At 69.3% G+C, this 23632-nt stretch carries 23 protein-coding genes and 1 pseudogene; 8 read left to right on the forward strand and 16 right to left on the reverse strand.

Annotated elements, in window-relative coordinates; genetic code table 11:
- Window positions 1-74: 74 nt before the first annotated feature.
- Window positions 75-1937 (reverse strand): M3 family oligoendopeptidase, encoded by a 1863-nt coding sequence (locus EJ105_RS03890; RefSeq protein WP_250165553.1) that lies wholly within the window; start codon window positions 1935-1937, stop codon window positions 75-77.
- Between the two features lie 277 nt (window positions 1938-2214).
- On the opposite strand from EJ105_RS03890, the gene EJ105_RS03895 reads away from it, so the two are divergent.
- From EJ105_RS03895 to mepK, 3 genes are all read left to right on the forward strand, one after another.
- The gene (locus tag EJ105_RS03895) at window positions 2215-2940 is read left to right on the forward strand and encodes a response regulator (protein ID WP_250165369.1); all 726 of its coding nucleotides are present in this window, start codon (window positions 2215-2217) and stop codon (window positions 2938-2940) included.
- Window positions 2941-3036: 96 nt separating this feature from the next.
- Complete coding sequence (locus EJ105_RS03900) at window positions 3037-5058, forward strand: L,D-transpeptidase family protein (RefSeq protein WP_250165370.1); 2022 nt, start codon at window positions 3037-3039, stop codon at window positions 5056-5058.
- A gap of 355 nt (window positions 5059-5413) precedes the next feature.
- Window positions 5414-6949, forward strand: coding sequence for a peptidoglycan L,D-endopeptidase MepK (mepK, locus tag EJ105_RS03905; RefSeq protein WP_394041519.1), 1536 nt, complete (start codon window positions 5414-5416; stop codon window positions 6947-6949).
- 33 nt (window positions 6950-6982) lie between these two features.
- Here the strand turns inward: mepK and EJ105_RS27740 are convergent, their stop codons facing one another.
- Entirely contained in the window at window positions 6983-7246 is a 264-nt protein-coding gene (locus EJ105_RS27740) for a DUF2312 domain-containing protein (RefSeq protein ID WP_029556144.1), read from the reverse strand.
- A gap of 201 nt (window positions 7247-7447) precedes the next feature.
- On the opposite strand from EJ105_RS27740, the gene EJ105_RS03915 reads away from it, so the two are divergent.
- The gene (locus tag EJ105_RS03915; protein WP_250165371.1) at window positions 7448-8380 is read left to right on the forward strand and encodes a DMT family transporter; all 933 of its coding nucleotides are present in this window, start codon (window positions 7448-7450) and stop codon (window positions 8378-8380) included.
- 71 nt (window positions 8381-8451) lie between these two features.
- Complete coding sequence (locus EJ105_RS03920; protein WP_029556146.1) at window positions 8452-8979, forward strand: DUF1036 domain-containing protein; 528 nt, start codon at window positions 8452-8454, stop codon at window positions 8977-8979.
- 6 nt (window positions 8980-8985) lie between these two features.
- Here the strand turns inward: EJ105_RS03920 and EJ105_RS03925 are convergent, their stop codons facing one another.
- From EJ105_RS03925 to EJ105_RS03975, 11 genes and pseudogenes are all read right to left on the reverse strand, one after another.
- Window positions 8986-9660, reverse strand: coding sequence for a hypothetical protein (locus tag EJ105_RS03925; RefSeq protein ID WP_250165372.1), 675 nt, complete (start codon window positions 9658-9660; stop codon window positions 8986-8988).
- 143 nt (window positions 9661-9803) lie between these two features.
- Window positions 9804-9929: a type B 50S ribosomal protein L36 gene (gene ykgO, locus EJ105_RS03930; protein WP_024276737.1), complete on the reverse strand. Its 126-nt coding sequence runs from the start codon at window positions 9927-9929 to the stop codon at window positions 9804-9806.
- 144 nt (window positions 9930-10073) lie between these two features.
- Window positions 10074-10556 carry a 23S rRNA (pseudouridine(1915)-N(3))-methyltransferase RlmH gene (gene rlmH, locus EJ105_RS03935; protein WP_029556148.1) on the reverse strand — a complete coding sequence of 161 codons (483 nt, stop codon included), beginning with the start codon at window positions 10554-10556 and terminating at the stop codon, window positions 10074-10076.
- A 34-nt stretch (window positions 10557-10590) separates the two neighbouring features.
- Window positions 10591-10995 (reverse strand): ribosome silencing factor, encoded by a 405-nt coding sequence (gene rsfS, locus EJ105_RS03940; RefSeq protein ID WP_024276735.1) that lies wholly within the window; start codon window positions 10993-10995, stop codon window positions 10591-10593.
- An 85-nt stretch (window positions 10996-11080) separates the two neighbouring features.
- Entirely contained in the window at window positions 11081-11758 is a 678-nt protein-coding gene (locus EJ105_RS03945) for a nicotinate-nucleotide adenylyltransferase (protein ID WP_250165556.1), read from the reverse strand.
- A complete protein-coding gene (locus EJ105_RS03950; protein WP_250165557.1) occupies window positions 11758-12999 on the reverse strand; it encodes a glutamate-5-semialdehyde dehydrogenase in 1242 nt (413 codons plus the stop codon). Before EJ105_RS03950 ends, EJ105_RS03945 begins: the two co-directional genes overlap by 1 nt.
- Window positions 13000-13181: 182 nt before the next feature.
- Complete coding sequence (locus EJ105_RS03955) at window positions 13182-14129, reverse strand: hypothetical protein (RefSeq protein ID WP_250165373.1); 948 nt, start codon at window positions 14127-14129, stop codon at window positions 13182-13184.
- 144 nt (window positions 14130-14273) lie between these two features.
- Window positions 14274-15446, reverse strand: coding sequence for a glutamate 5-kinase (gene proB, locus EJ105_RS03960; RefSeq protein WP_250165374.1), 1173 nt, complete (start codon window positions 15444-15446; stop codon window positions 14274-14276).
- Window positions 15447-15470: 24 nt separating this feature from the next.
- Window positions 15471-15590 (reverse strand): annotated as a pseudogene (locus tag EJ105_RS03965) (type II toxin-antitoxin system VapC family toxin); the annotation flags it as partial.
- Window positions 15591-15625: 35 nt separating this feature from the next.
- Window positions 15626-16663 carry a GTPase ObgE gene (gene obgE, locus EJ105_RS03970; protein WP_024276730.1) on the reverse strand — a complete coding sequence of 346 codons (1038 nt, stop codon included), beginning with the start codon at window positions 16661-16663 and terminating at the stop codon, window positions 15626-15628.
- 123 nt (window positions 16664-16786) lie between these two features.
- Entirely contained in the window at window positions 16787-17236 is a 450-nt protein-coding gene (locus EJ105_RS03975) for an RICIN domain-containing protein (RefSeq protein ID WP_250165375.1), read from the reverse strand.
- 153 nt (window positions 17237-17389) lie between these two features.
- Here EJ105_RS03975 and EJ105_RS03980 point away from each other — a divergent pair, with 153 nt between their 5' ends.
- The 3 genes from EJ105_RS03980 (at window position 17390) to pdeM (ending at window position 20794) form a co-directional block, all read left to right on the forward strand.
- Entirely contained in the window at window positions 17390-19567 is a 2178-nt protein-coding gene (locus EJ105_RS03980; RefSeq protein WP_250165376.1) for a primosomal protein N', read from the forward strand.
- A complete protein-coding gene (locus EJ105_RS03985; protein WP_250165377.1) occupies window positions 19564-20025 on the forward strand; it encodes an NUDIX hydrolase in 462 nt (153 codons plus the stop codon). Before EJ105_RS03980 ends, EJ105_RS03985 begins: the two co-directional genes overlap by 4 nt.
- A 67-nt stretch (window positions 20026-20092) precedes the next feature.
- A complete protein-coding gene (gene pdeM, locus EJ105_RS03990) occupies window positions 20093-20794 on the forward strand; it encodes a ligase-associated DNA damage response endonuclease PdeM (RefSeq protein WP_250165378.1) in 702 nt (233 codons plus the stop codon).
- Between the two features lie 11 nt (window positions 20795-20805).
- On the opposite strand, the gene EJ105_RS03995 is transcribed toward pdeM, so the two are convergent.
- From EJ105_RS03995 to EJ105_RS04005, 3 genes are read right to left on the reverse strand one after another with little or no spacing between them, the layout of a single operon-like run.
- A complete protein-coding gene (locus EJ105_RS03995; RefSeq protein ID WP_250165379.1) occupies window positions 20806-21399 on the reverse strand; it encodes a Smr/MutS family protein in 594 nt (197 codons plus the stop codon).
- Window positions 21396-22691: a murein transglycosylase A gene (mltA, locus tag EJ105_RS04000; RefSeq protein ID WP_250165380.1), complete on the reverse strand. Its 1296-nt coding sequence runs from the start codon at window positions 22689-22691 to the stop codon at window positions 21396-21398. Before mltA ends, EJ105_RS03995 begins: the two co-directional genes overlap by 4 nt.
- Window positions 22692-22694: 3 nt before the next feature.
- Window positions 22695-23408, reverse strand: coding sequence for a Tim44/TimA family putative adaptor protein (locus EJ105_RS04005; RefSeq protein ID WP_250165558.1), 714 nt, complete (start codon window positions 23406-23408; stop codon window positions 22695-22697).
- Window positions 23409-23632: the final 224 nt, after the last annotated feature.

The following is a 23632-nucleotide window of genomic DNA, read 5'->3' on the forward strand; positions in this document are numbered from 1 at the left end:
CAGGGTTGAGGATCAGTAAAGCCCAAGACGTCCGCAAGCGGCTTTCTCAGGCGGCGCGCAAGGCCCGGGTCCGCTCAGCCCTCCATGCTCTCCAGCTCGGAGATCATGCGGTCGATGAGGTTGAGGCCGGTCTGCCAGAAGGCCGGATCGCGGGCATCAAGGCCGAACGGGGCGAGCAGCTCCGCATGGTGCTTGGTGCCGCCGGCGGCGAGCATTTCCAGATACCGCTCCGCGAAGCCGTCGGAAGCCTTCTCGTAGACCGCATAGAGCGAGTTCACGAGGCAGTCGCCGAAGGCATAGGCGTAGACGTAGAAGGGCGAGTGGATGAAGTGCGGGATGTAGGTCCAGAAGGTCTCGTAGCCCGCACCGAGGTGGATCGCCGGGCCGAGGCTCTCGCTCTGCACCTGCATCCAGATCTCGCCGATCTTCTCCGAGGTCAGCTCGCCCTGGCGGCGCTCGGAATGGACGTTGCGCTCGAAGGTGTAGAAGGCGGTCTGGCGGACCACCGTGTTGATCATGTCCTCCACCTTCTGGGCGAGCATGATCTTGCGCATCCGCGGATTCTCCGCCGAATCCAGCAGCTTGCGGAAGGTCAGCATCTCGCCGAACACCGAGGCGGTTTCGGCGAGGGTCAGCGGGGTGGGCGCCATCAGCGCACCCTGGCCGGCCGCGAGCACCTGGTGGACACCGTGGCCCAGCTCATGGGCGAGCGTCATCACGTCCCGCGGCTTGCCCTGGTAGTTGAGCAGCACATAGGGGTGGGCGGAAGGCACGGTGGGATGGGCGAAAGCGCCGGGCGACTTGCCGGGGCGGACGGGCGCGTCGATCCAGGACTTGTCGAAGAAGGTGCGGGCGATGTCGGCCATCTTCGGCGAGAAGTTGCCGTAGGCGGTGAGCACCGTGTCCTTCGCCTCGCCCCAGCCGATGTCGCGGCTCTCCACCTTGGGCAGAGGCGCGTTGCGGTCCCAGAACTCCAGCTTGTCCTTGCCGAACCAGCGGGCCTTCAGCGCGTAATAGCGGTGCGAGAGGCGCGGATAGGCCTCGCGGATGGACGAGACCATGGCATCCACCACCTCCTTTTCCACCCGGTTGGCGAGGTGGCGGGAGGAGGCGACATCGGGGAAGCCGCGCCAGCGGTCGGAAATCTCCTTGTCCTTCGCCAGCGTGTTGGTGACGAGGGTGAACAGGCGCAGGTTCTTCGAGAAGGTATCGGCGAGGGCGAGGCCGGCGGTGCGGCGCACCTCCTCCTTGGGGTCCTGCATCAGGTTCAGCGTCGGCTCGATGGCGAGCTCCTGCCCATCCACGTTGAACCGCAGCGAGGAGATCGTCTCGTCGAACAGCCGGCTCCAGGCGCTGCGCGAGGGGCTCGACTTCTCGTGGAACAGCTGCTCGATCTTGTCGTCGAGCTGATAGGGCTTGTCCTTCCTCAGATCCTCGATCCACGGCCGGTAGTAACCGAGCGCCGGATCGGCCATGGCGGCTTCCAGCGCCGCATCGTCGAGGCGGTTCAGCTCCAGCGTGAAGAACAGGAGATGCGTGGACGAATCGGTCAGCTTCTCCTGGATGTCGCCGTAGAACTTGGCGCGGGCCGGGTCCGAGGTGTCGCCGGCATAGATGAGGCTGCCATAGGAGGCGATGCGGCCGAGGAGGTCGTCCACCGCCTCGTAGCGCTTCACCGCCTCGGCCAGAGCCGCACCGGCGCCGGGCGCGGCGAGCATGGCGGCGAGCTTGCCCTTGTAGGCCTCCTCGAACGCGTGGCACTCGGCATCGGCCTTCGCGATGTCCGCCGCCAGCTCCGGCGCGTCCATGGCGGCATAGAGATCGGTGAGGTTCCATTCCGGCAGCGTCTCGGTGGCTGCGGCGGAGGCAACGGCGGTCTGGGCGGCGTGACGGGCGGCGGAAAAGGCGCTTTCGAAATCGTGCGAACGAACGGGCATCGCCGAAACGCGGGCAATGGCGTGCGGAAGAGTGTGCGGCATGGAACCTCCGGAAACGGGCGGCGCGGTCCGTTTGGGCCGCACCCGCTCTTGCACTCGATCGTGGCGGACAAAATCGCCGCAATGGCCCCGCGCCGCAAGCCGGGTCGGCAAAGGCGCGGTCGGCAAGGGCGCGGTCGGACCGCGGGAGAGCGTACGGCATCAGGGTGAGGGGTTCTTAACCATCGCCGCCCAATGTCGGGGACAAATCTCACCCGACCGAGTCGCCCGCCCTTCCATGTCTTCTTCCCTTCTGATCGTCGAAGACGATTCCGACGAGGCGCGCCGCCTCGAACAGGCGCTCACCCGAATGGGCTACCGCTGCACCGTGGCCCATGACGGCGACGCGGCCCTCGCCCGTCTTGCGGCCGAGCGATTCGACGCGGTGCTGCTCGACCTCGTGCTGCCCGGCCTCGATGGCATGGGCGTGCTGTCCGCCCTCGCGGCAGGTGGTAACGAGACCCCGGTCGTGGTTCAGGTGACCCCGGCCGGCCTCGATGCGGCCGGCGGCGCCATCCGCGCCGGCGCGCGCGACTTCGTGGTGAAGCCCGCCGGCGCTCTCCGCCTGGAGGTGGCACTCGGCAATGCCGTAGCCCTCGCGCGGGCTGCTTCGGGCAGCCGCCCCGCCCCGCTACGGGCCCCCACGCCCGTCGCTCAGGACAATGTGATCGCCTTCCCCTCGGCCGCGACTCAGGCTTGCCCCGAGCGTGGGACGGAAGAGATGATCGGCACCGCGTTTGCCCGGCTCGATGCCTCCGGCCACACACGCAGACTGGACCAGATCGAGGCCGAAGCCATCCGTTTCGCTTGCCATCTCTATGGCGGGCGGATGGCCGAGGTGGCGCGCCGTCTCGGCATCGGCCGCTCGACGCTCTACCGCAAGCTCGCCGAGCTCGGCGAGACAGAGGTAGAGACCAACCATCAGATGGAACCGTCGGCGGCACAATTTGTTGCTGCCGAGTGACAAGACACCACAAACCCGGCATTCGCCCAAGCTTGTGAGTTGATTGAAGCCTCCCGGCACGGCACCAACACAGCGGGTGGAGGCGAGGAGAGCACAATGGGTATCGCGCAGCGTGAGGTTAGCGTCGCGGGCACGTTGTGCCGGCTTATGAGCGCTGGCCTGGTGGGTCTCTCCCTCGGCGTCGCCCCGGCCGCCGCAGCAACGGGCGACATTCCCGTCACAGCCAATGCCGGCATGGGCACGGGGGATATGGGCCCAAGCGATGCCGCCCCCTCCGGCGCCCGCGCGACCGGCGGTATCGACGGCGCCGGGAATGCATCCGTTCCGCTCACCACGCCCCTGCCCCCGGCGGCCACTGCCCCGGCGCCCGCGCCCCGTGCCGCCGCTCCCGCCTCCGTTGCGAGCCCCGTTCGCGGCGGCGTCGATTCGGCTGGCGACAGCCCGGCCCCCGCCCCGGTTCAAACGCCCGCCGCAGCCCAATTCAACCCCGCTGCGGCCACCCCCGCCCAGGCCAATCCTGCTCCGGTCGCCCCCGCCCAGCCGGCTCCGGCCCAGGCGGCAACGCCCGCTCCCGCGCCGCAGCCCGTCGTCGCCGCCAGTCCGCTCGCGCCGGTGAGCGAGGCCATCGCCGCGCTCCTCGCCACGCCTGAGAGCATCACCCCTTCCAAGAAGGAGCAGGAGGCGCTCGCGACCTTCTATGGCGCGCGCCAGACCATGCCGGTCTTCGTGACCGACACCGGGCTCGACGCGCGCGGCAAGGCCGTGATTGCGCGCCTCGACGCCGCCGGCGAGGACGGTCTCGATCCCGCCGACTATCAGGTGCCCCTGCCGAAGAAGGGCGCCACGGCGGCCGATCTCGCGCGCACCGAGCTGAAGATCGCCGTCGCCGCCATGACCTATGCGCGCCATGCGCAGTCCGGCCGCTTCGATCCCGGCCGCATCTCTTCGCTGGTCACCCCGGTGCGCGATATCCCGGACGCGACCGCCACCCTGACCAAGATCGCCTACGCTCCCGACGCCAACGCCGCGCTTGCCGCCTTCAACCCGCCCCACCCGGGCTACAAGGCCCTGAAGGCGCAGCTCGCCAAGGCGAACGGAAGCGCACCCACCATCCCCGCCATTCCGCCCGGCCCGCAGGTGAAGCCCGGCGCCAGCGACCCGCGCATGCCCACCCTGCGCGCCCGCCTCGGCATCGCCGGCAAGCCGGGCGATGATCTCGTCTACGATCCGGCCCTGGTGGAGGCGGTAAAGGCCTTCCAGGAAGCTTCGAAGATCAAGCCGACCGGCATCATCGGCCCGGCGACGCTCGCCGCGCTCAATGTGGGCGCCACCAGCTCCAGCGGCAGCCTGCGCAACGACGTCATCGCCAATATGGAGCGCTGGCGCTGGCTGCCGCGCGACCTCGGCGAAAAGTTCGTGATGGTCAACATCCCCGAGTTCATGGTGCGGATCTACCAGGACGGCCGGGTGATCCACGAGACCCGCGTGGTGGTGGGCAAGCCGGAGACGCCGACGCCGCTGCTCACCCGCGAAATGCAGTACATCGTGGTGAATCCGGCCTGGAACATCCCGCCGAGCATCGCCCGCAACGAGATGATGCCGCTGCTGCGCAGCGACCCCAGCGCCCTCGCCCGCCGCGGCATCCAGGTGGTGCGCAACGGCTCGGGCGGCTACTCATTCCGTCAGGACCCGGGCGAGCGCAATGCCCTCGGCCGCATCAAGTTCATGTTCCCCAACGACCATTCGGTCTATCTGCACGACACGCCGTCCAAGGCGCTGTTCCAGAACGATCGCCGCGCCTACAGCCACGGCTGCGTGCGCGTCTACGAGCCGCTGAAGTTCGGCGAAGTCATCTTCAACGCCGGCCTGCCGGGCGACAACTGGACCGAGCAGCGCATCTCGAAGATGTTTGGCGGCTCGGAGCGCTACATCAACCTGAAGCAGCGTTTCCCGGTCCACATCGTCTATTTCAACGCCTTCGTGGATGGGGCCGGCCGTCTTGTGATGCGCGAGGATCTTTACGGCATCAATGCCGCGACCAAGACCTACCTGGGCCTCGACGGCAAGCAGCGAATCGCCGACAGCGCGACGCCCAAGACGGCGCCCCGCGCCCGTTGATCCCTGATCGATCGCGAAGGCCCGCTCCGGCGGGCCTTATTTTTTATCAATAGCTTAGCTGCCTACCGCCATCTACACCGCGTCAACCTGCCGCGATTCTGGCAGGAAAGTCAGCACTACTGCCCCTTGCCTGATGCATGGAGGCCACAGCCCGACGCAACGTCTGGCACGTTTTCGCCATACTCCGCCGCTACTCACGGGACCGTGACCCGAGGCAAGGCCATCTGCCGCCCTCGGTGAGCTGGGGGAGCCGGGTGTCAACGCACCCTTAACCGAACCCGACAAGACTCCGTCTCCATCGCTTCGCGGCAACACATCGCGAAGTCCTTGAAATCTGAGCCTCGGGTTCGAGACATTGGCCATCCGCACCACGCCTGAAACCGTCCGCCACACGCGCCGCCCCAGCGGCCAGCGCGGCCGGTCCGCCTTTCAGGCGATCCTGCCAGCCCTCGCCATGGCGGGAAGTCTCATCCTTGCCGGCACCACCTCACTGCAGAATGCGGTGGCCAACGGCGATACCCGCACCATCACCCTGCACCACACCCATTCCGGCGAGAGCGGCAGCTTCACCTTCAAGAAGGACGGCCGCTACGACCAGGCGGTGCTTGCCCAGCTGAATCACTTCCTGCGCGACTGGCGCAACCAGAAGTCGACCCAGATGGACCCCCAGCTGTTCGACATCGTCTGGGAGGTCTACCGGGAGGTGGACGCCAGCGCCCCCATCCAGATCGTCTCGTCTTACCGCTCGCCGGAGACCAACTCCATGCTGCGCGCCCGCTCCAGCGGCGTGGCGAAATTCTCCCAGCACATGCTGGGCAAGGCGATGGACTTCTACATTCCGGGCGTGAACCTCACCGACCTGCGCGTCGCCGGCCTGCGGCTCCAGCGCGGCGGCGTGGGCTTCTACCCCACCTCCGGTTCGCCCTTCGTCCACATGGACACCGGCAACGTGCGCCACTGGCCGCGCATGACCCACGACCAGCTCGCCCGCGTCTTCCCGGACGGCAAGACGGTGCATGTGCCCACCGACGGGCGTCCGCTGGCGAAATACGACGTGGCGCTGGCCGAGATCCAGGCGCGCGGCTCCAAGCCCGGTGTGGGCGTCGCAAGCGCCGGCAAGGGCAAGAACTTCTTCGCCAGCCTCTTCGGCAAGAAGGATGCGGACGACGACGAGGGCGGCGAGGCCCCGACCGCCGCCTCCTCCACGGTCGCGTCCGCCGAAGACACGGCCAGCCGCGAGACGCCGGCTTCCGCGCCCACCCGCGCGGTGCGGACCGCGTCCGCCACCATGCCCATTCCCCCGACCCGGCCAGCCGAAATCGTCGCCGGCGCCATGGTCAGCGCGCAGGCGACGCGCAACGGCTTCCTCGCGCCGCTGCCCCTGCCCCGCCCGGCGGAGGCCGACCGCAACACCCGCACCGCCAGCCTCACCTCGGCGCCCGTGCCGCTGCCCTCGGTCATCACCCGCGGCACCGAAGGGGAGACCGGGCCGGTTCTCGGCTACGCCGCCGCCGGCTCCATGATGGATCAGCGGATGCCGCTGACGGGTGGCTTCATGGCCGGCGCGCACGGACATCCGGCGGCCGTCGCAACGGCGCCAGTGACCGCGACAAGCGCTCCGGCGAGCGCACGCCCGCGCACCAAGCTTTCCGAAATCGCCTTCGGGCGGCTGTTCCTGTCGCCGAGCCTCTCCAACGAGCTGTATCTGCGTGTGCCGGAGATGCGGCAGCTGGCGACCTTCATGGCGCCGCCGCGTGAAGTGGTGGCGACGGCCTTCTCGCGGGACGGCTCGTTCGGCCTGAAGGCCCGCTTCGCCGGCACCGCCGTGGCGGACCTGCCGACTTACGTGTTCCGTGCGCCCCAGGTGGCCTACAACAGCCAGCGCATGTGATCCGCGCGGGCGGTCCCTCCGCCCGCTGCCGTCTCAGACGAAGATGCCCAGCGCCTGCATATAGAGATCGACGATGGCCTCGTGCTCCTTGCGCTCGTCGACGTCTTCCTTGCGGATTTTCAGGATGGTGCGCAGCGCCTTGACGTCGAAGCCGTTGGCCTTGGCTTCGGCGAACACGTCCTTGATGTCGTCGGCAATGGCCTTCTTCTCCTCCTCGAGGCGCTCGATGCGCTCGATGAAGGACTTGAGCTGTTCCTTGGCAAAGCCCGCGGGGGAATCTGAAGCGTCTTCCGCCACCTGGACGGTCTCCTTGGGTTCCGCCGCGCGTCCGTCGAGGCCATGCCGGGCCGGCGCGCGGGTCAAAGGGTGGAGCCTTGATGGCTCCGGAGGGAAAGCTGATAGAGGCGGGCGGAAAGCCGCGCGTCAAGGATGCGTCCCCGCTTTCCACCCCGCCGGTGATCCACAACCGGCCCGAGACAAGCGGCGGGACAGGTTTTCGTGAGCAAGAACCCCTCTCTTACCCTGGCGTTCGGTACCTTGATGCTGACGCTCGGGGCGCTGGCCATGGGCGCCTCGGTGCTGTTCGTCCGCCTCGCGGATGTGGGGCCGTTCGCCAGCGCCTTCTGGCGGGTGGCGCTCGCCTTGCCACCGCTGGCGCTCTGGGCGGCTCTCGCCGAGGGGACACGCGCCTTCCGGCCCGACCGGCTGTCGCTGCTCGCCGGCGCCTTCTTCGCCGGGGACCTCTTCTTCTGGCATCTCGCCATCCTCGGCACGACCGTCGCCAACGCCACGGTGCTCGCCACCACGTCGCCCCTGTGGATCACCGCCTTCGCCGTGCTGGTGCTGCGGCAGAAGGTGTCCCGTGCCGGCCTGATCGGGCTTGGCCTGTGCATTGCTGGGGCGCTGGCACTGGTGGGGCGCTCGTGGCAGTTCGATCCGCAGCATCTGCCGGGGGACGCCGCAGGGCTGGCGACAGCGGTATTCTTCGCCGGCTATTTTCTCGCCGTCAGCCGGGCCCGCGCCTCGCGCGGTGCGGCGGCCATCACCCTCGTCTCCACCGCCACCACCGCGCTGATCCTGCTGGCAGTCGCCCTCATTGCAGAGCCGACCCTGTGGCCCGCCAGCGCCGGCGGTCTTGCGGCGCTGGTAGCGCTGGCCCTCGTCTCGCAGGTGGGCGGACAGGGGCTGATGGCGGTGGGCCTTGCCTCCGTGCCACCGGCGTTCGGCGCGCTGGTCTTCTTCCTGGAGGTGGCGTCCGCCGCCGCGCTGGGCGCCATGCTCCTGGATGAGCCCATTACCGGGCTTCAGGCGGCGGGCGGCGCGCTGATCCTCGCCGGCATCGTGGTGGCCCGTCCGCGCCCACGTCCGGCACGCACGGGAGAGGCCGGGAAGGACCATTCCGCCACCGGCTACCGGGAGGGCAGGCATTGACGCCCCGGTCCCCACGGGGCACACAACACACCATCATGCCCTTCGCCGCCACGCCCCTCCGCTTCGACGGCATGCCCGAACCCTGCGCGGCGCTTGCGCCGGCCCGACGGGTGAACTCCGCGCCACGGAGCCTTGCGCTCGCGCTCAGTGCCGCCTTCGCGCTTGGGCTCGGCATTAGCCTTATCCCCACGCCCGCGGCCGCCGAATTCCGGCTGTGCAACCGCACCCAGAGCCGGGTCGGCATCGCGCTCGGCTACAAGGACGGCGACGCCTGGGCCACCGAAGGCTGGTGGAACGTCGCGGCCAACAGCTGCGAGACGCTGCTGCGCGGCGACCTCGCGGCGCGCTTCTATTACCTCTATGCCGTGGATTACGACCAGGGCGGGGAGTGGGCCGGCAAGGCCTACATGTGCACCCGGGAAAAGGAATTCACCATCAAGGGCGCCGAGGACTGCCTCGCCCGCGGCTTCGACCGCACCGGCTTCTTCGAGGTGGACACCCAGGAGCAGAAGTCCTGGACGGTGCAGCTCACGGAATCGAGCCAGAGCAAGCCAAGTCCGGCCGCCGCTCCGCTGCCACCCCCCCGCGCGAAGCCCTGAAGCAGATCAGATTCCCCGGCCTTCGACCTTGATGGCGAGCTGGCTCTCCAGCTCACCCGCCCCATCGAGATGCGGATTGACGGCGAGCGCCTGCCGTACGGCCTGCAGCGCCCGCTTGTCGTCGCCGAGGTCCCGCATGATCAAGGCCAGGCCGTAGAGCATGGCGAAATGGCGCGGCTCGCGCGCCAGCACCTCCCGGATGTCCGCAAGGGCCGCGCCATAGTCGTCGCGCATGTAGAAGATCGTCGCCCGGCGGCTGAGCGCGCCGATATAATCGGGCTCGATCTCGATCACCTCGTCCAGCAGTTGCACGGCAAGGTCCGTCTCCTTCGCCTCGGCTGCCGCCGCCGCGCGGGCCATCAGGAGATCGGCGCTGGGACTGCCGGAATCGCCGAAGATCTGGTCAAGCCGATCGGCGATCATCTTGGCGCTGCGATCGTCGGGGGCGACCTTCAGGGCGGCGAACAGGCCTTCCACCTGGGTCCGCTTGTCCCTGGGCAGGCGCGGCCGGGCCGGGGCGGAATCGGATGGGCTGGCGGACGGGGGACCGGGCTGCGGCATGGCCTTGTCGCCGCGCAATTGCTGCGCCTGCGCGAGACCGCCGGAGATCATCACCGTCAGCACGGCGGCAAGAAAGAGACGCGGCGCACGCAGGGCGCGGTCGGCAAGGCGGAGAGGCATCGCGCTAAAGATCATCGGCGAAGTGTCCGCCGCGATGCACGCGCCGTCAACAACTGCGCCGGCCACAGGGGAGCCCCGGGCCGGCGCAGCAGATCACGTTTGCTCAAGATCGAAGGACCGGACCGGAAGTCCAGCCTGAGCGCTCAGCCCTGGCGGGCCTTGTAGCGCTTCTGGGTCTTGTTGATGATGTAGACGCGGCCCTTGCGGCGCACGAGACGGTTCTCGCGGTGGCGGCCGAGCAGCGACTTCAGGGAATTGCGGATCTTCATGACAAACTCGCTCGTGTCGAAGTTCGGAGCCGACCGCGGCGCGCTTGCCGCGCGGCCTATCGACACCGGGAATTGGATCGGAGCCGGCGTGATAAGGGGCCGGGACCCGGATGTCAATGCAAGCAGCCGATTCCCGCGCCGCGCTCACGCGCGATGGTAGGGATGCCCGGCGAGGATGGTGACCGCCCGATAGATCTGCTCCGCCAGCATGACCCGCACCAGCTGGTGGGGAAACGTGGCCGTGCCATAGGCGATCATCAGGGACGCCCGCGCCCGCACCTCTTCCCCGAGCCCGTCCGCACCACCGATGACGAAGGCAAGGGCGGAGAGCCCGCCATCCCGGTCGGAAGCGATGCGGCGGGCGAAGTCCTCGCTGGAGAAATTGCGCCCGCGCGGATCGAGCACCACGAGTCCAGCCCCCGCAGGCAGCGCCGCGAGAAGCGCCGCCGCTTCCTCGGCCATGCGGTCCTCGGCGCGGCGGGCGGCGGATTCGGCGATCTCGATCATGTCGCACGGGCCGAGGCCCAAGGGCCGGCCGGCGGGGCGGATGCGATCCACGTAGCGGGTCACGAGCTCCCGCTCGGCGCCGGCTTTCAGCCGGCCGACACAGGCGAGGACGAGGCGCACGTCGTCTACAGGCCCGCCGGAACCGGAAACGCCATCAGGAGCGGGGCGTCCCGGACCACATCTTCTCGATATTGTAGAAGGTGCGGACCTCGGGCTGGAAGACGTGGACGATCACGTCGTTCGCATCGATGAGCACCCAGTCGCAGGCCGGCTGGCCTTCCACGCGCACATGCTTGATCCCCGCCGCCTTGAGCGCCTCGATGAGGTGCTCGGCGATGGCGCCCACGTGCCGCTGCGAGCGGCCGGAGGCAATCACCATGTAGTCGGCGATGGAGGTCTTGCCGCGCAGGTCGATGGAGACGATGTCCTCGGACTTGTCGTCATCCAGCCGGGCTTGGATGAGGGCGAGAATTTCCGCAGCGTCGGGAAGCGCCTCGGAAACCTTGGCGTCTGAAACCGTGGCGGGCGGTGTCATCTCAGCGGCCGCCTGAAGTGCCATCGTGGACAGGGGTCCAAATCCTCTCGCTCAAGGCGACGGTCCAAACCGTCGCACCACCTCAGAATGCCTGCAAATCAATGAATTTTCAAGACGTATGGCGGGCGGCCTCGATCTCGTGCCCTCCCTGCCCCCCGCGTGCGGCCCGGATTCCCGTTGAGGAGAGGGGAGATTTCAGCCCGTGGAGGAACACCCAGGCGGGTGGCGCGCAGTCCGCCAGGAGGCGGGCCTCATGCTCGCCGAGACGATAGCGTGCCAGCGCCTGCGCGGCCGGCGATGCGGTCGCGGCAAGGCTTTGCCCCATGCGGTCCACCACCGCGATGGGCACGAGGTCGGCGATGCCGCGCCAGTGCTGCCAGCGGTCGAAATGGGCGAGATTGTCCGCCCCCATGATCCAGACGAAGCGCACGCCCGGCAGCCGTCGCACCAGATAGGCCAGCGTCTCGTAGGTGTAGCGGGTGCCGATGCCAGCCTCGAAGCCGGTGACGTCGATGCGCGGATGGCGCGCCACCGCGCGGGCGATGGCGATGCGCTCCTCCAGCGGCGGCAGGGCGCGGTTGTCCTTCAGGGGATTGCCGGGCGTCACCAGCCACCACACCCGGTCGAGGCCGAGCCGGCGCAGGGCGAGGAGGCTCGCCGCGCGGTGGGCGGCATGGGCGGGGTTGAAGCTGCCGCCGAACAGCCCGACGCGCAGCCCCTGCGTGACGAAGGGCAGACGCCGCGCGGCACGCGGCGTCACAGGCTCCACGACGGGGCCGGACGACATCACGGACGGGTCTGTCCCGACCCGTGGATGCGGTATTTGAAGGAGGTGAGCTGCTCGGCCCCCACCGGCCCGCGCGCATGCATCCGCCCAGTGGCGATGCCGATCTCCGCGCCAAAGCCGAACTCGCCGCCATCGGCGAACTGGGTGGAGGCGTTGTGCAGCACGATGGCGCTGTCCACCTCGGCGAGGAACCGGTCGGCCGCCGCCGCATCCTCCGTGACGATGGAATCGGTGTGGTGGGAGCCGTGCGCCTCGATATGGGCGATGGCGTCGCCCACCCCATCCACCACCTTCGCGGCGATGATGGCGTCGAGATATTCGGTGTCCCAATCCTCGGCCGTTGCCGGCTTCACGCGCGCATCCACCGCCTGCACATCGGCGTCGCCGCGGATCTCGCAGCCGGCGTCGATCAGCATCTCCACCAGCGGCTTGAGGTGCGTTCCGGCCACCGACCGGTCGATCAGCAGCGTCTCGGCGGCGCCGCAGACGCCGGTGCGGCGCATCTTGGCGTTCAGCACCACGGTCTTGGCCATGTCGAGGTCGGCGGCCTTGTCCACATAGACGTGGTTGATGCCGTCGAGATGGGCGAACACCGGCACCCGCGCATCGCTCTGCACCCGCGCGACGAGGCTCTTGCCGCCACGGGGCACGATCACGTCCACGGTGTTGCCGAGGCCCGCCAGCATGTGCCCCACCGCTGCGCGGTCGGGCACGTTGACGAACTGCACCGCATCCTCGGGCAGACCGGCGGTGGTGAGCCCGGCGACGAAGGCGCGATGGATGGCACCGGAGGAATTCAGGCTGTCCGACCCGCCGCGCAGGATCACGGCGTTGCCGGCGCGCAGGCACAGGGCAGCAGCGTCCGCCGTCACGTTCGGCCGGCTCTCGTAGATGACGCCGATGACGCCCAGCGGCGTGCGCACGCGCTCGATGATGAGGCCGTTGGGGCGGGTCCAGCGCTCGGTGACGAGGCCGATGGGATCGGCCAGCTCGGCCACCTGCTCCACGCCCTCGGCCATGGCCTCCACCCGCGCGGCGGTGAGGGTGAGCCGGTCGAGGAAGGAGCCGGTCATGCCTTCCGCCTTCGCCTTGGCGACGTCGATGGCATTGGCCGCGAGGATTTCACCAGCTGACGCGCGGATCGCTGCGGCCGCGGCCTTGAGCGCCTGCGTCTTCACCTCGGGCGCAGCGAGGGCGAGGCTGCGGGCGGCGGCACGGGCGCGCTTGCCCATGGCCAGCATCACCCCCTCCAGCTCCGCCGGCGGCACGGGCCGGCCCGCAGTGGCGGCGGCATCGGTGCGAAGGGCGGAGGCGGTGGACATGGGATGACTCTCAGAAGCAGGACAGGACGTTGGCCCTCATATGGGGGCGCAGGTTCTCCCTAGCACATTGCCCGCCGGGTGCGACAGGTGGGCGCGGAGGGTTAGAAGTCCTCGGGCGGCTCGTTGGGGGCCCGATCCATGAGCGGAGCGGACGGGGCGTCCTCGGCGACCTGGCGGAGATAGGCGAAGGCGAGCGAAACGTAGGCGGCGAGCGCGATCGCGCCAATGACCGACAGGATGCTGGAGAGGAACCCGTTGATGAGGGCCGGGATGAACGGCATGCCGGGCGTCTCGAAAGACCGCATCTCCAGGTAAAGCGGCCCGACGGGCGTGGATTTCGTCTGCGATACGACGTGCATGTCCGTCGCCGAGAACGAGCCGAAGAGGAACTGCACGGGGAGCACCACGACGATAACGACCGCCAGCATGGCGAGCGAAAGGAGCAACGTGCCGCCGACCAGCCGCAGGGTATTTCCGCGCCCCAGACGCCAGACGTCGTTCCATGGCATCGGCTGGCCGATCGACCGGGACGGCAGCCTGAGGCTCAGCCGGGTGACCACACCGATCGCGGCAAGCCAAACGGCAAGCGCGCCGACGAAGATAGCGAATGTCGACCAGCTTCCGATTCGCGCCAGGGCGACGACGGCAGTGATCCCGGCGACGGAGAGCATCGCCAGAATGAGAGTTGCCAGAAGCAAAACAAGGGAATCGAACAGGTAGGTGAGGCCGCGAATGCCGAGCGGACCCATGGTCGCGGCATTGAAGCCGCCTGATCCACGCAGGATTTCGTTGTGGGTCAGCAACGCCAGATAGATGAAGGCGAAGCCCTCTATTGCGTTCAGCCCGTAGATCTTCACGAACGCCATCGCAGTGGGCGGTCGTTCGGCCTCGACAACATCCCCCAGCAGGATCAGGCCCGCATAGTTCCAGACCAGCGTTCCAACCGCATAGATCAGTGCCACGATCCAGTGCTTGCGCAGAACCGTCAGCGTCCACCGATAGGTGAATTTGAGCGCCTGGAAGACGGGAAACTTCACGCGCTGGGCCATCACGAGGCGCCTGTGGGAGGCGACGCGGACGACGGACGACGGCGCGCCCCTCGCCCCCGCGATCACAACCGCTATCCCGCCGCACACAACCTGTCGAGGGGTTTCAGCGCCTTCCCTAGCGGTACCGCGTTGCGCTGATGACCTTCACTCCACCCCGAGCGCCAGATCGTCCCGGTGCACCATCTCGGAGCGGCCCTTCACGCCCAGCAGCGCCTCGATCTCCGAGGTGGAGTGCCCCATGATGCGGGCGGCGTGGGTGGAATCGTAGGCGACGAGGCCGCGCCCCACTTCGGCGCCGTCCGGACCGCGCAGCACCACGGCGTCGCCGCGGTCGAACTGGCCGTCGATGCGCTTCACGCCGGCCGGCAGCAGGCTCGCCCCGCGGCGCAGCGCGGCCACCGCGCCGTCATCGAGATGCAGCGTGCCGCGCGGCTCCAGCGCCCCGGCGATCCAGCTCTTGCGGGCACGCACGGGATTGGCTGACGTGAGGAACCAGGTGCAGCGTCCGCCCTCCATGATGCGCTTCAGCGGATTCTTCACGTGGCCGGAGGCAATCACCATGTGGGTGCCGGCGGAGGTGGCGATCTTGCCCGCCTCGATCTTGGTACGCATGCCGCCGCGCGACAGCTCGGAGCCGGCATCGCCCGCGATGGCCTCGATCTCGGCGCCGATGCGCGGCACCACCGGGATCAGCGTCGCGTTGGGGTCCTGCGCCGGCGGGGCGGTGTAGAGGCCGTCGATGTCGGAGAGCAGCACCAGCAGGTCGGCGCTGGCCATGGTGGCGACGCGGGCGGCGAGGCGGTCGTTGTCGCCGTAGCGGATCTCGGTGGTGGCGACGGTGTCGTTCTCGTTGATGATCGGCACGGAGCGCAGCTCCATCAGCCGGCCGAGGGTGGAGCGCGCGTTGAGATAGCGGCGACGCTCCTCGGTGTCACCCAGCGTCAGCAGCACCTGCCCGGCGGTGATGTTGTAATGGCCGAGGATATCCGCCCAGGTCTTGGAGAGGGCGATCTGTCCCACGGCGGCGGCGGCCTGGCTGTCTTCCAGCTTCAGCGGCCCCGACGGCAGGCCGAGCACGGTACGCCCCAGGGCGATGGCGCCGGACGATACCACCATCACCTCGCAGCCCCTGGCGTGCAGGGCCGCGATGTCCTCCACCAGCGAAGTCAGCCAGGCGAGGCGCACCCGGCCCTGCGCCCGGTCCACCAGAAGGGCCGAGCCCACCTTGATGACGATGCGGCGGAAATCGGCGAAGGCGGGCGTCTTCGCCTGCGCATCGGAGGACGCTTCGAAGGATGCAGACTCGGGAGAAGCCATGGACATGCGAACCGGCAAGGCACTTCAGGCGTGCGGGCGGCGCACGTCGGTGCGGGAGAAGTCATCCCCCTTGAAGAGGAGCGGCACGTCATGCGCCTTGGCCACGGCATAGGCCATCGGGCTGCTGAAGTTCAAGCCCGCCGGCAAATGGCGAAACGGAATGGAGACGAGAACCTGGCCTAGGGCCGCCACCCATCCCGCGGTGCCGCCTCTTCCTTCTCGACGCCGCGCGCCTCCTCCACAACCTCAAGAAGCGCCCTCAGCGCCTCCGGCACGCCCTGGCCCGAGGTGGCGGAGAGGAGCAGAGGCTTCTTCTTCGCCGCGCGCTGGAGGCGCTCCTTCTGCTGCTTGAGCAGTTCGGGCGAGAGGGCATCCACCTTGGAGAGAGCGACGATCTCCGGCTTCTCGTCGAGACCGTGGCCATAGGCGGCAAGCTCGGCGCGGACGGTCTTGTAGGCCTTGCCGGCATGCTCGGAGGTGCCGTCCACCAGATGCAGCAGGGCGCGGCAGCGCTCCACATGGCCGAGGAAGCGGTCGCCGATGCCGATGCCCTCGTGGGCGCCCTCGATCAGGCCGGGAATGTCGGCCAGCACGAACTCGCGCCCGTCCACCCGCACGACGCCGAGGCCGGGATGCAGCGTGGTGAAGGGATAATCGGCGATCTTGGGCTTCGCTGCCGTGGTCGCGGCGAGGAAAGTGGACTTGCCGGCATTGGGCAGGCCGACGAGACCGGCGTCGGCAATCAGCTTCAGCCGCAGCCAGATCCACCGTTCCTGGCCTTCGAGGCCGGGATTGGCGCGGCGGGGAGCCTGGTTGGTGGAGGTCTTGAACTGGGCGTTGCCGAAGCCGCCATTGCCGCCTTCGAGCAGCTTGATGCGCTGGCCCACCTCGGTCATGTCGGCGAGGATGGTCTCCTCGTCCTCGTCGAGGATCTGGGTACCGGCCGGCACCTTCAGCACCACGTCGGCGCCCTTCGCGCCGGTGCATCTGGCGCCCCTGCCGTGGTCGCCCTTCTTGGCCTTGAAATGCTGCTGGTAGCGGTAGTCGATCAGCGTGTTGAGGCCGTCGACGCACTCGATCCACACGTCACCGCCGCGTCCGCCGTCGCCGCCATCGGGACCGCCGAACTCGATGAACTTCTCGCGCCGGAACGAGACGCACCCTGCCCCGCCGTCTCCGGAGCGCACATAGACCTTGGCCTGATCGAGGAATTTCATGGGTTCGAGGTAGAGGCCGACGGCCCACAAAGCAAGGCCGCCGACGCACGAGGACGCACGAAACCCGCCATCAGGGCCGCGGATGCAGCCCCGATGCGGCCGGGCCGTCCGCCTTTCCCTGCCTTAGCGCGTGCCCCACTGCTGGTTGGAACGGTCTTCACCGCCGCTCTTGCACGGCCAGGCAACCACGCCCGTTCCGGCCCCGCCGAAACGGGGCACATCCAGGCACATATTGTTCTGACCGATGATTTCGCCGTTCGCGCCGACCCGCCACTGCTGATTGGCGCCGCCGTTGCACGAATAGATGATGACCCGGTCTCCGGCGCGCGCCGCACCGCCCGAAATGTCGACACAACGCCTGCCGGCCCGGATCGTCCCGTCACCCATGAAGGTGAAGGACTGATTGTCGCCGCCGTTGCACGGAAAGACGATAATCGACGTGCCATTGGGCTGGTCAAGGCCGCCCTTGACGTCGAGGCAGAGGTTGCTCGCATGGCCCGGGCGCAGCTCGCCCGCACTTGCCCCGCCCACCAGCACACAGCAGATGGCGGCCGCCGTCATCAGAATTCGCATTGTTTCCCCCCGGAATGAGGTTCCACCCTACCATTACAGCCAAGCTTCGCAACCCCTCCGAGCTTGCAGAGAAAATAGGTTGGGCTCCTCCGATCCCCTGTCAGAGCCACCCCGCCCTTTGACCTTTCCCGCGCGCCGGACCAAAAGACGAACATGAGCCCGCGCACCGTCGACGTCCTGCTCCCCCTCGGCCTCGACGCCGCCTATTCCTACCTCCTGCCCGAGGGGATGGAGGTGTCGCCCGGCGACCTCGTTCATGTCCCGCTGGGCACCAAGAGCGTCATCGGCGTGGTCTGGCCGCGCGCGCAGGCCGGTGGCAAGGCGGTGGAGACCGGCAAGCTGAAGGCGGTGAAGGCCAAGCTCGATTACGTTCCGCTGCCGCCTGACCTCATCAGGCTCATCGACTGGATGGCCGACTACACGCTGGCGCCGCGCGGCATGGTGCTGCGCATGGCCTTGCGGCACGGCGAAAGCCCCGGTGCGGCGCGCGAGCGGGTCGGCGTGCGGCTCACCGGCACGGCGCCTACGCGCATGACGGCCGCCCGCGCACGGCTTCTGGATACGCTCGCGGATGGCTTCGTGCGCGGCAAGACCGAAGCGGCGCGGGAGGCCGGCGTCTCGCCCTCCGTGGTGGACGGGCTGGTGGATGACGGCACGCTGGAAGCCGTGGTGCTGCCGCCCGAGCCCGCCGCCTACCCGCCCGATCCCGACCACGCAGTACCCGAGCTGTCGCAGCCGCAGTCGGAGGCGGCGGCTGCCATGGTCGCGGCGGTGAAGGCGAAGACGTTCGCCGTGCACCTGCTCGACGGCGTCACCGGCTCCGGCAAGACCGAGACCTATTTCGAGGCGGTGGCCGAGGCCATCCGCAGCGGCCGGCAGGCGCTGATCCTGCTGCCGGAAATCGCCCTCACCCAGGCCTTCCTCGACCGCTTCACCGAGCGCTTCGGCGTGAAGCCAGCGGAATGGCACTCGGGCGTCTCCACCCGGCGGCGCGCGAAGGTGCTGAACGAGGTCGCCTCGGGACAGGTGAAGGTGGTGGCGGGGGCGCGCTCCGCCTTGTTCCTGCCGTTCCGCGACCTCGGCCTCATCATCGTCGATGAAGAGCACGACCCCGCCTACAAGCAGGAGGACGGCGTCTGCTACCACGCGCGCGACATGGCGGTGGTGCGGGCACGCCTCGCCTCCGCCCCCATCGTGCTGGCCTCGGCGACGCCCTCCATCGAGACCGAGGTAAATGCCCGGCGCGGGCGCTATCGGCGGCTCGCCCTCCCCGTGCGCTTCGGCGGCGCCAAGGTGCCGGGCCTCTCCCCCATCGATCTGCGCAAGGAAGGCCCGCCGCGCGGCCGCTGGATCGCACCGCGGCTGGAAGCCGAGATCAACACGACGCTGGAGGCGGGCGAGCAGGCGCTGCTCTTCCTCAACCGCCGGGGCTACGCGCCGCTCACGTTGTGCCGCTCCTGCGGCCACCGGATGCGCTGCCCCTCCTGCACCGCCTGGCTGGTGGAGCATCGCTTTCGCCGCCGCCTCACCTGCCACCACTGCGGCTATCAGGCGCCGGTGCCGGAGAAATGCCCCGCCTGCGACGCGCCGGACAGCCTCGTTCCGGTCGGGCCGGGCGTGGAGCGGCTGCAGGAGGAGGTGCAGACCCTTTTTCCAAATGCCCGCGCCCTCGTCCTCTCCTCGGACCTGCTTGGCGGGGTGGAGCGGATGCGCGCCGAACTTGATGCGGTGGCGAAGGGCGACGTGGATGTGGTGGTGGGCACCCAGCTCGTCGCCAAGGGCCATAATTTCCCCGGCCTCGCTCTGGTCGGCGTGGTGGATGCGGATGTCGGCCTCGGCCATGGCGACCCGCGCGCCGCCGAGCGGACGTTCCAGCTGGTGCATCAGGTGGCCGGGCGCGCCGGGCGCGGCAAGGCGGAGGGGCGCGGCTTCATCCAGACCCACATGCCCGAGCATCCGGTGATGCGCGCGCTCGTGACCGGCGATCGCGACGCCTTTTACGACGTGGAGATCGCCGCCCGCGAGGAGGCGCACCTGCCCCCCTTCGGCCGCATGGCGGCGCTCATCGTCTCCGCCAGCGAGGCCCATGTGGCCGAAGGCCATGCCCGGCGCCTCGCCGCTTCCGCGCCCATCCTGCCCGACGTGCGCATCCTAGGCCCGGCGGAGGCGCCCCTTGCCCTGCTGCGCGGGCGCCACCGCTGGCGCCTGCTGGTGCGATCGCCGCGCAACTTCGACCTGCCGGCCTATCTCAGGGAATGGCGGGCCGTGGCACCGAAGATCACGGGCAATATCAAGGTGGCCATCGACGTGGACCCGCAGAGCTTCCTGTGAGCAACGCCATCGACCGCCCCGCCGCCCGGATCCTCGTGCTCGATGGGGAGGACCGGCTGCTGCTGTTCCGCTTCGCCTATGCCGAAGGCGCGCTGGCCGGAAACGTCTTCTGGGCACCGCCCGGCGGCGGGCTGGAGCCGGGCGAGACCTATGAGGCCGCCGCCTGCCGCGAGCTTCTGGAAGAAACCGGCCTCCGCATTGCCCATCCCGGCCCGGCCGTCGCCCAGCGCGAGGTCTCGTTCACGATGCCGGACGGGCAGCGGGTGCGTTCGCGGGAGTTCTATTTCCTCGTGCGCGCACCGGGCCTCGTGGTCTCGTCCGCCGGCTGGTCGGACGATGAGCGTAAGGCGCTCGTGCATCACGCGTGGTGGACGCCGGATGCGCTGGCCTCTCTCGCGGAGCAGGTGTGGCCGGAGGATATTTTCGTGATGCTCGCAGAGGCGGGCGTCTGGCGCTGATGGTGCGTCGATGCCGGCGCCACTGTCCCGCTTGCTCGCCGCGCGCCGTTGGGCACAATCCGCCGCCATGCTCGCCCTCGCCGAATCAGCGGACCTCTCCCTCGCGCGGATCGACCTCCGCGGTGCGGAGCTTGAGCTTGACCCGTCCGGTGCCCTGCTCTGGCCGGACGAGCGGCTGATGGTGGTGGCGGACCTGCACCTGGAGAAGGGTTCCGCCTTCGCCCGGCGCGGCCAGATGCTGCCGCCCTACGACACCCTGGACACGTTGAAGCGCCTCTCGGCCGTGGTTGCCCTGCACCAGCCGCGCATGGTGATCGCGCTGGGCGACAGCCTGCACGACCGCTGGGCCGGCGAGCGCATGACCGACCCGCTCCGCGACGAGATCCGCCGCATCCAGACCGGCCGCACCTTCATCTGGATCGCCGGCAACCACGATCCCCTGCCCCACGACCTCGGCGGCGAGGGTACGGCCATGCTCGCCCTTGGCCCGCTGCTCTTCCGCCACGAGCCGGAAGAGGGGCCGGCGCCGGGCGAGGTGTGCGGTCATCTCCACCCCGCTGCTCGGGTGGTGATGCGCGGACGGGGCGTGCGGCGGCGGTGTTTCGTCACCGATGGCAGCCGCATGATCCTGCCGGCGTTCGGCGCCTATGCCGGCGGCCTGAGCGTCGCCGATCCCGCCATCACGCGGCTGTTCCCGGCGCAGCGCTTCACCGCCCACCTGCTCGGCGCAGGACGCACCTACGGAATGCCCGCGTCCGCCTGTCTCTGAATTAAGGACGCTCAGCGGCGGCGGCGGATGCGGACGTAGAGCGCACCCTCCCCGCCATGGCGGCGTCCGGCGGACTCGAACCCCACCACCACCGCCCGCAGGTCCGGCTCGGCAAGCCACAGGGGCACCGCCCGCTTGAGCACGCCCCGGCCCTCGCCGAAGGCCGGCCCCGAACTCATCAGGCGCTCGGGATCGCCCTTGCCGGTGATGACCAGCACCAGCGCATGGCCGCTCGCCTGCGCCTCCATGAGGAACAGGCGCAGGCGGCGATGGGCGGCCGCCTGGGTGAGGCCGTGCAGGTCGAGGCGCGCATCCACTTCCGCCCCGCGGGTGAGGCGGCGGCGGGTCTTCGGCTCCAGCGCGGCCAGAGGCGGGGGTGGCGGGGACGTGGGGGCGACGACCTTCGGTGGGGTGCCGGACTTGGCTTTCGCTTTCGACTTGGTCTCGGGCGTCGGCGCGACGACGGGGGGCGGCTCGGGGGCGGGCACCAAAGGCGGCGCGACAACGGGCTTCTCAGGCCGCAGGCGCTTCACCGAGCGCACCACATGGTCCCACAGCGCGCGCTCTTCCGCATCGAGTATCCGGCGGCGGCCCCGGCGGCTCATGGCGCGCCTCCGGAGTCCACCTTGGCGAAGCGCGGCACCAGCATGGTGAACTTGCCCGAGTGCCGGATGCGACCCGCTACGGCGCCCGCTGCATCGCCCGCACCGAAAAAGAGATCCGCCCGTGCCGGCCCGACGATGGCCGAGCCGGTGTCCTGCGCGATCATCAGCCGACGGAACGGCTCGGCCGTGCCGGGAGCGGAGAGCGGCAGGTCGGCCTCCACGAAGATGGGCGTGCCGTAGGTGTGGAGCTTGCGGTCCACCGCCAGCGAGCGGCCCGCCGTGAGCGAAACGCCCTGCGCGCCCATGGCCCCCGCATCGGCACCAAGCGTCAGGGCCTTGAAGAAGGTGAAGGTCGGGTTCTCCCGCCGCAAGGCGCGGCCCGCCGCGGGATCAGCCTCCATGAAGGTGCGGATGCGCGCCATGGACATCTCTTCCCGCGGCACCAGCCCCCGCTGGATCAGGAGACGCCCCACCGCCACATAGGGCTGGCCGTTGAAGCCGTCATAACCCAGCCGAAGAATCCGGCCATCCGGGAGACGCACGCGGGCGGAGCCCTGGATTTGCATGAAGAACAGATCGACGGGATCCTTGAGCCAGACAATCTCCAGCCCGCGCCCCGCCAAGGCGCCATCCTCGATGGCGGCGCGATCATGATACGGCACGAGGGCGTCGCCCTCCCGCCGGAAGGCGGAGCCGGAATTGGGCGTGGCCCCGGGACCCGTCATGACGAGATCGCCGGGACGTCCATAGACCGGAACATCGAAGCCGTTGCCGGGCTGGAGCGCACCCTCTACCTCCGGCTCGTAATAGCCGGTGTAGTAGCCGCCCGTGCCGCCGTCCGGAATCACCCGCCACGCGCGGAAATTGGCCTCGAAGAACAGGCGGGCGAGAAGGGGAGTGGGTGCGTCCGGACCAAGCCGCGCGGCCGCAGCGCAGGCGTGGCGCAGTCCGAGCCGGAGCGTCGGTGCGGAAGCCGGCCCCACATCTTTCGGCGGTGACTTCAAAGCCGCGCAGCTGACGCGGAAGGTGGCGAAGGCCGCGGCGTGGTCGTCGGCGGCCCAGCCGTCGAGGTCCGTGAAGGCGACGGGCTCGAGCCGCGCGCCGGCCACGGCGGGAACGATGGGCTGGAGCGTCATGGCCGGTGCCGGGATGGGTCGGGAGGCCGGGGCGGCGACGCAGGAGGAGGTCGCCGCGAAGAGCGCCACCACGATCCCGGTGAGGCTCGCGCATCGTGCGGCAACGCCAGGAGCGAAGCGCCGCACGCCGGCTGTGACGGCGCGCGCCTGTGCCATGGGCTACTGGGCGGCTTCCGTCGCCACCAGCTTCCAGTTGGGGTCCCGCGTGCCGAGATCGCGAGCGAAGGTCCACACGTCGGTCACATCGGCCACCGTGTCCGGGCTGCCATCCACCACCGAGCCGTCCGGGCCGCGGGTGACGGAAATAAGCTTCGACACGAAACGCACGGTCAGCTGCGCATTGGTCCCGCGCACGGTGACGTCTTGCAGGTCCGCCGATTCGATGGAGACGAAGCGCGATTCCATCGTCTCCTTGCGGCTCTCGCGGTCGGCGATGGCGGAGACGAAGCCGTCATAGACGTCCTTGGCGAGCAGATCCTTGAGCTGGCGACGGTCGCCCGTGGCGAAGGCGGTGACGATCATCTCGTAGGCCGCGCGGGCGCCGGTCAGGAAGTGCTTGGCGTCGAAGTCCGGCTCGATACGGGCGATCTCGTCGAGCGCGGAGGCGGTGGCGGATCCTTCCGCCACAACACCCTCCCATCGGAAGGCCGGCGCCTCGACCTCGGCCGGGCCTGCGGCGCCGGGCGGCGGTCCGTTGCGCTCGGGCAGCGTCACCACCTTGCCCTCGGGGGCCGGCTGCGGCGGACGAGCGGTATCGCGGGAATAGGGATCATAAGGCGGGCGCTCACGCCCCGTCCTCTGCCCCAGAACGCTGCGCAGCCGGACGAAGATGAAGACCGCAAGGGCCAGGAAGATGATCGTGTAGATGTCCAGCACTGCGCTTCGCCATGCCTCTCGGGCGCGCCGATCTTCGGCCCGCCGGGTTGCCTCGACCGGTTGCGCGCGCCCCGCCGCGTGCGCTTCCTGCCCATCAGCTTATGTACGTCGAAGCTGACGTATCGCCAGCCCCTGCGCCTCAGAAGCTCACATTTTCCAAGGAAGCTTAAGCCACCGGGGCCGCATGCGCCACCTCCCGCCGGCAGATCGCGGAGGCTGTC

The organism is Xanthobacter aminoxidans, from assembly GCF_023571765.1.
Classification (GTDB): domain Bacteria; phylum Pseudomonadota; class Alphaproteobacteria; order Rhizobiales; family Xanthobacteraceae; genus Xanthobacter; species Xanthobacter aminoxidans.

Coding starts and splice junctions, on each gene's coding strand:
- EJ105_RS03895 (WP_250165369.1), top strand. CDS start 2,215: ATGTCTTCTTCCCTTCTGATCGTCGAAGACGATTCCGACGAGGCGCGC.
- EJ105_RS03950 (WP_250165557.1), bottom strand. CDS start 12,999: ATGCTGGCCATGGGCAAGCGCGCCCGTGCCGCCGCCCGCAGCCTCGCC.
- EJ105_RS03975 (WP_250165375.1), bottom strand. CDS start 17,236: ATGCGAATTCTGATGACGGCGGCCGCCATCTGCTGTGTGCTGGTGGGC.
- EJ105_RS03945 (WP_250165556.1), bottom strand. CDS start 11,758: ATGTCGTCCGGCCCCGTCGTGGAGCCTGTGACGCCGCGTGCCGCGCGG.
- mltA (WP_250165380.1), bottom strand. CDS start 22,691: ATGGCACAGGCGCGCGCCGTCACAGCCGGCGTGCGGCGCTTCGCTCCT.
- EJ105_RS03890 (WP_250165553.1), bottom strand. CDS start 1,937: ATGCCCGTTCGTTCGCACGATTTCGAAAGCGCCTTTTCCGCCGCCCGT.
- EJ105_RS03920 (WP_029556146.1), top strand. CDS start 8,452: ATGCCCGAACCCTGCGCGGCGCTTGCGCCGGCCCGACGGGTGAACTCC.
- EJ105_RS03995 (WP_250165379.1), bottom strand. CDS start 21,399: ATGAGCCGCCGGGGCCGCCGCCGGATACTCGATGCGGAAGAGCGCGCG.
- EJ105_RS03900 (WP_250165370.1), top strand. CDS start 3,037: ATGGGTATCGCGCAGCGTGAGGTTAGCGTCGCGGGCACGTTGTGCCGG.
- obgE (WP_024276730.1), bottom strand. CDS start 16,663: ATGAAATTCCTCGATCAGGCCAAGGTCTATGTGCGCTCCGGAGACGGC.
- EJ105_RS03955 (WP_250165373.1), bottom strand. CDS start 14,129: ATGGCCCAGCGCGTGAAGTTTCCCGTCTTCCAGGCGCTCAAATTCACC.
- ykgO (WP_024276737.1), bottom strand. CDS start 9,929: ATGAAGATCCGCAATTCCCTGAAGTCGCTGCTCGGCCGCCACCGCGAG.
- pdeM (WP_250165378.1), top strand. CDS start 20,093: ATGCTCGCCCTCGCCGAATCAGCGGACCTCTCCCTCGCGCGGATCGAC.
- proB (WP_250165374.1), bottom strand. CDS start 15,446: ATGGCTTCTCCCGAGTCTGCATCCTTCGAAGCGTCCTCCGATGCGCAG.
- EJ105_RS03925 (WP_250165372.1), bottom strand. CDS start 9,660: ATGCCTCTCCGCCTTGCCGACCGCGCCCTGCGTGCGCCGCGTCTCTTT.
- rsfS (WP_024276735.1), bottom strand. CDS start 10,995: ATGGCACTTCAGGCGGCCGCTGAGATGACACCGCCCGCCACGGTTTCA.
- EJ105_RS03980 (WP_250165376.1), top strand. CDS start 17,390: ATGAGCCCGCGCACCGTCGACGTCCTGCTCCCCCTCGGCCTCGACGCC.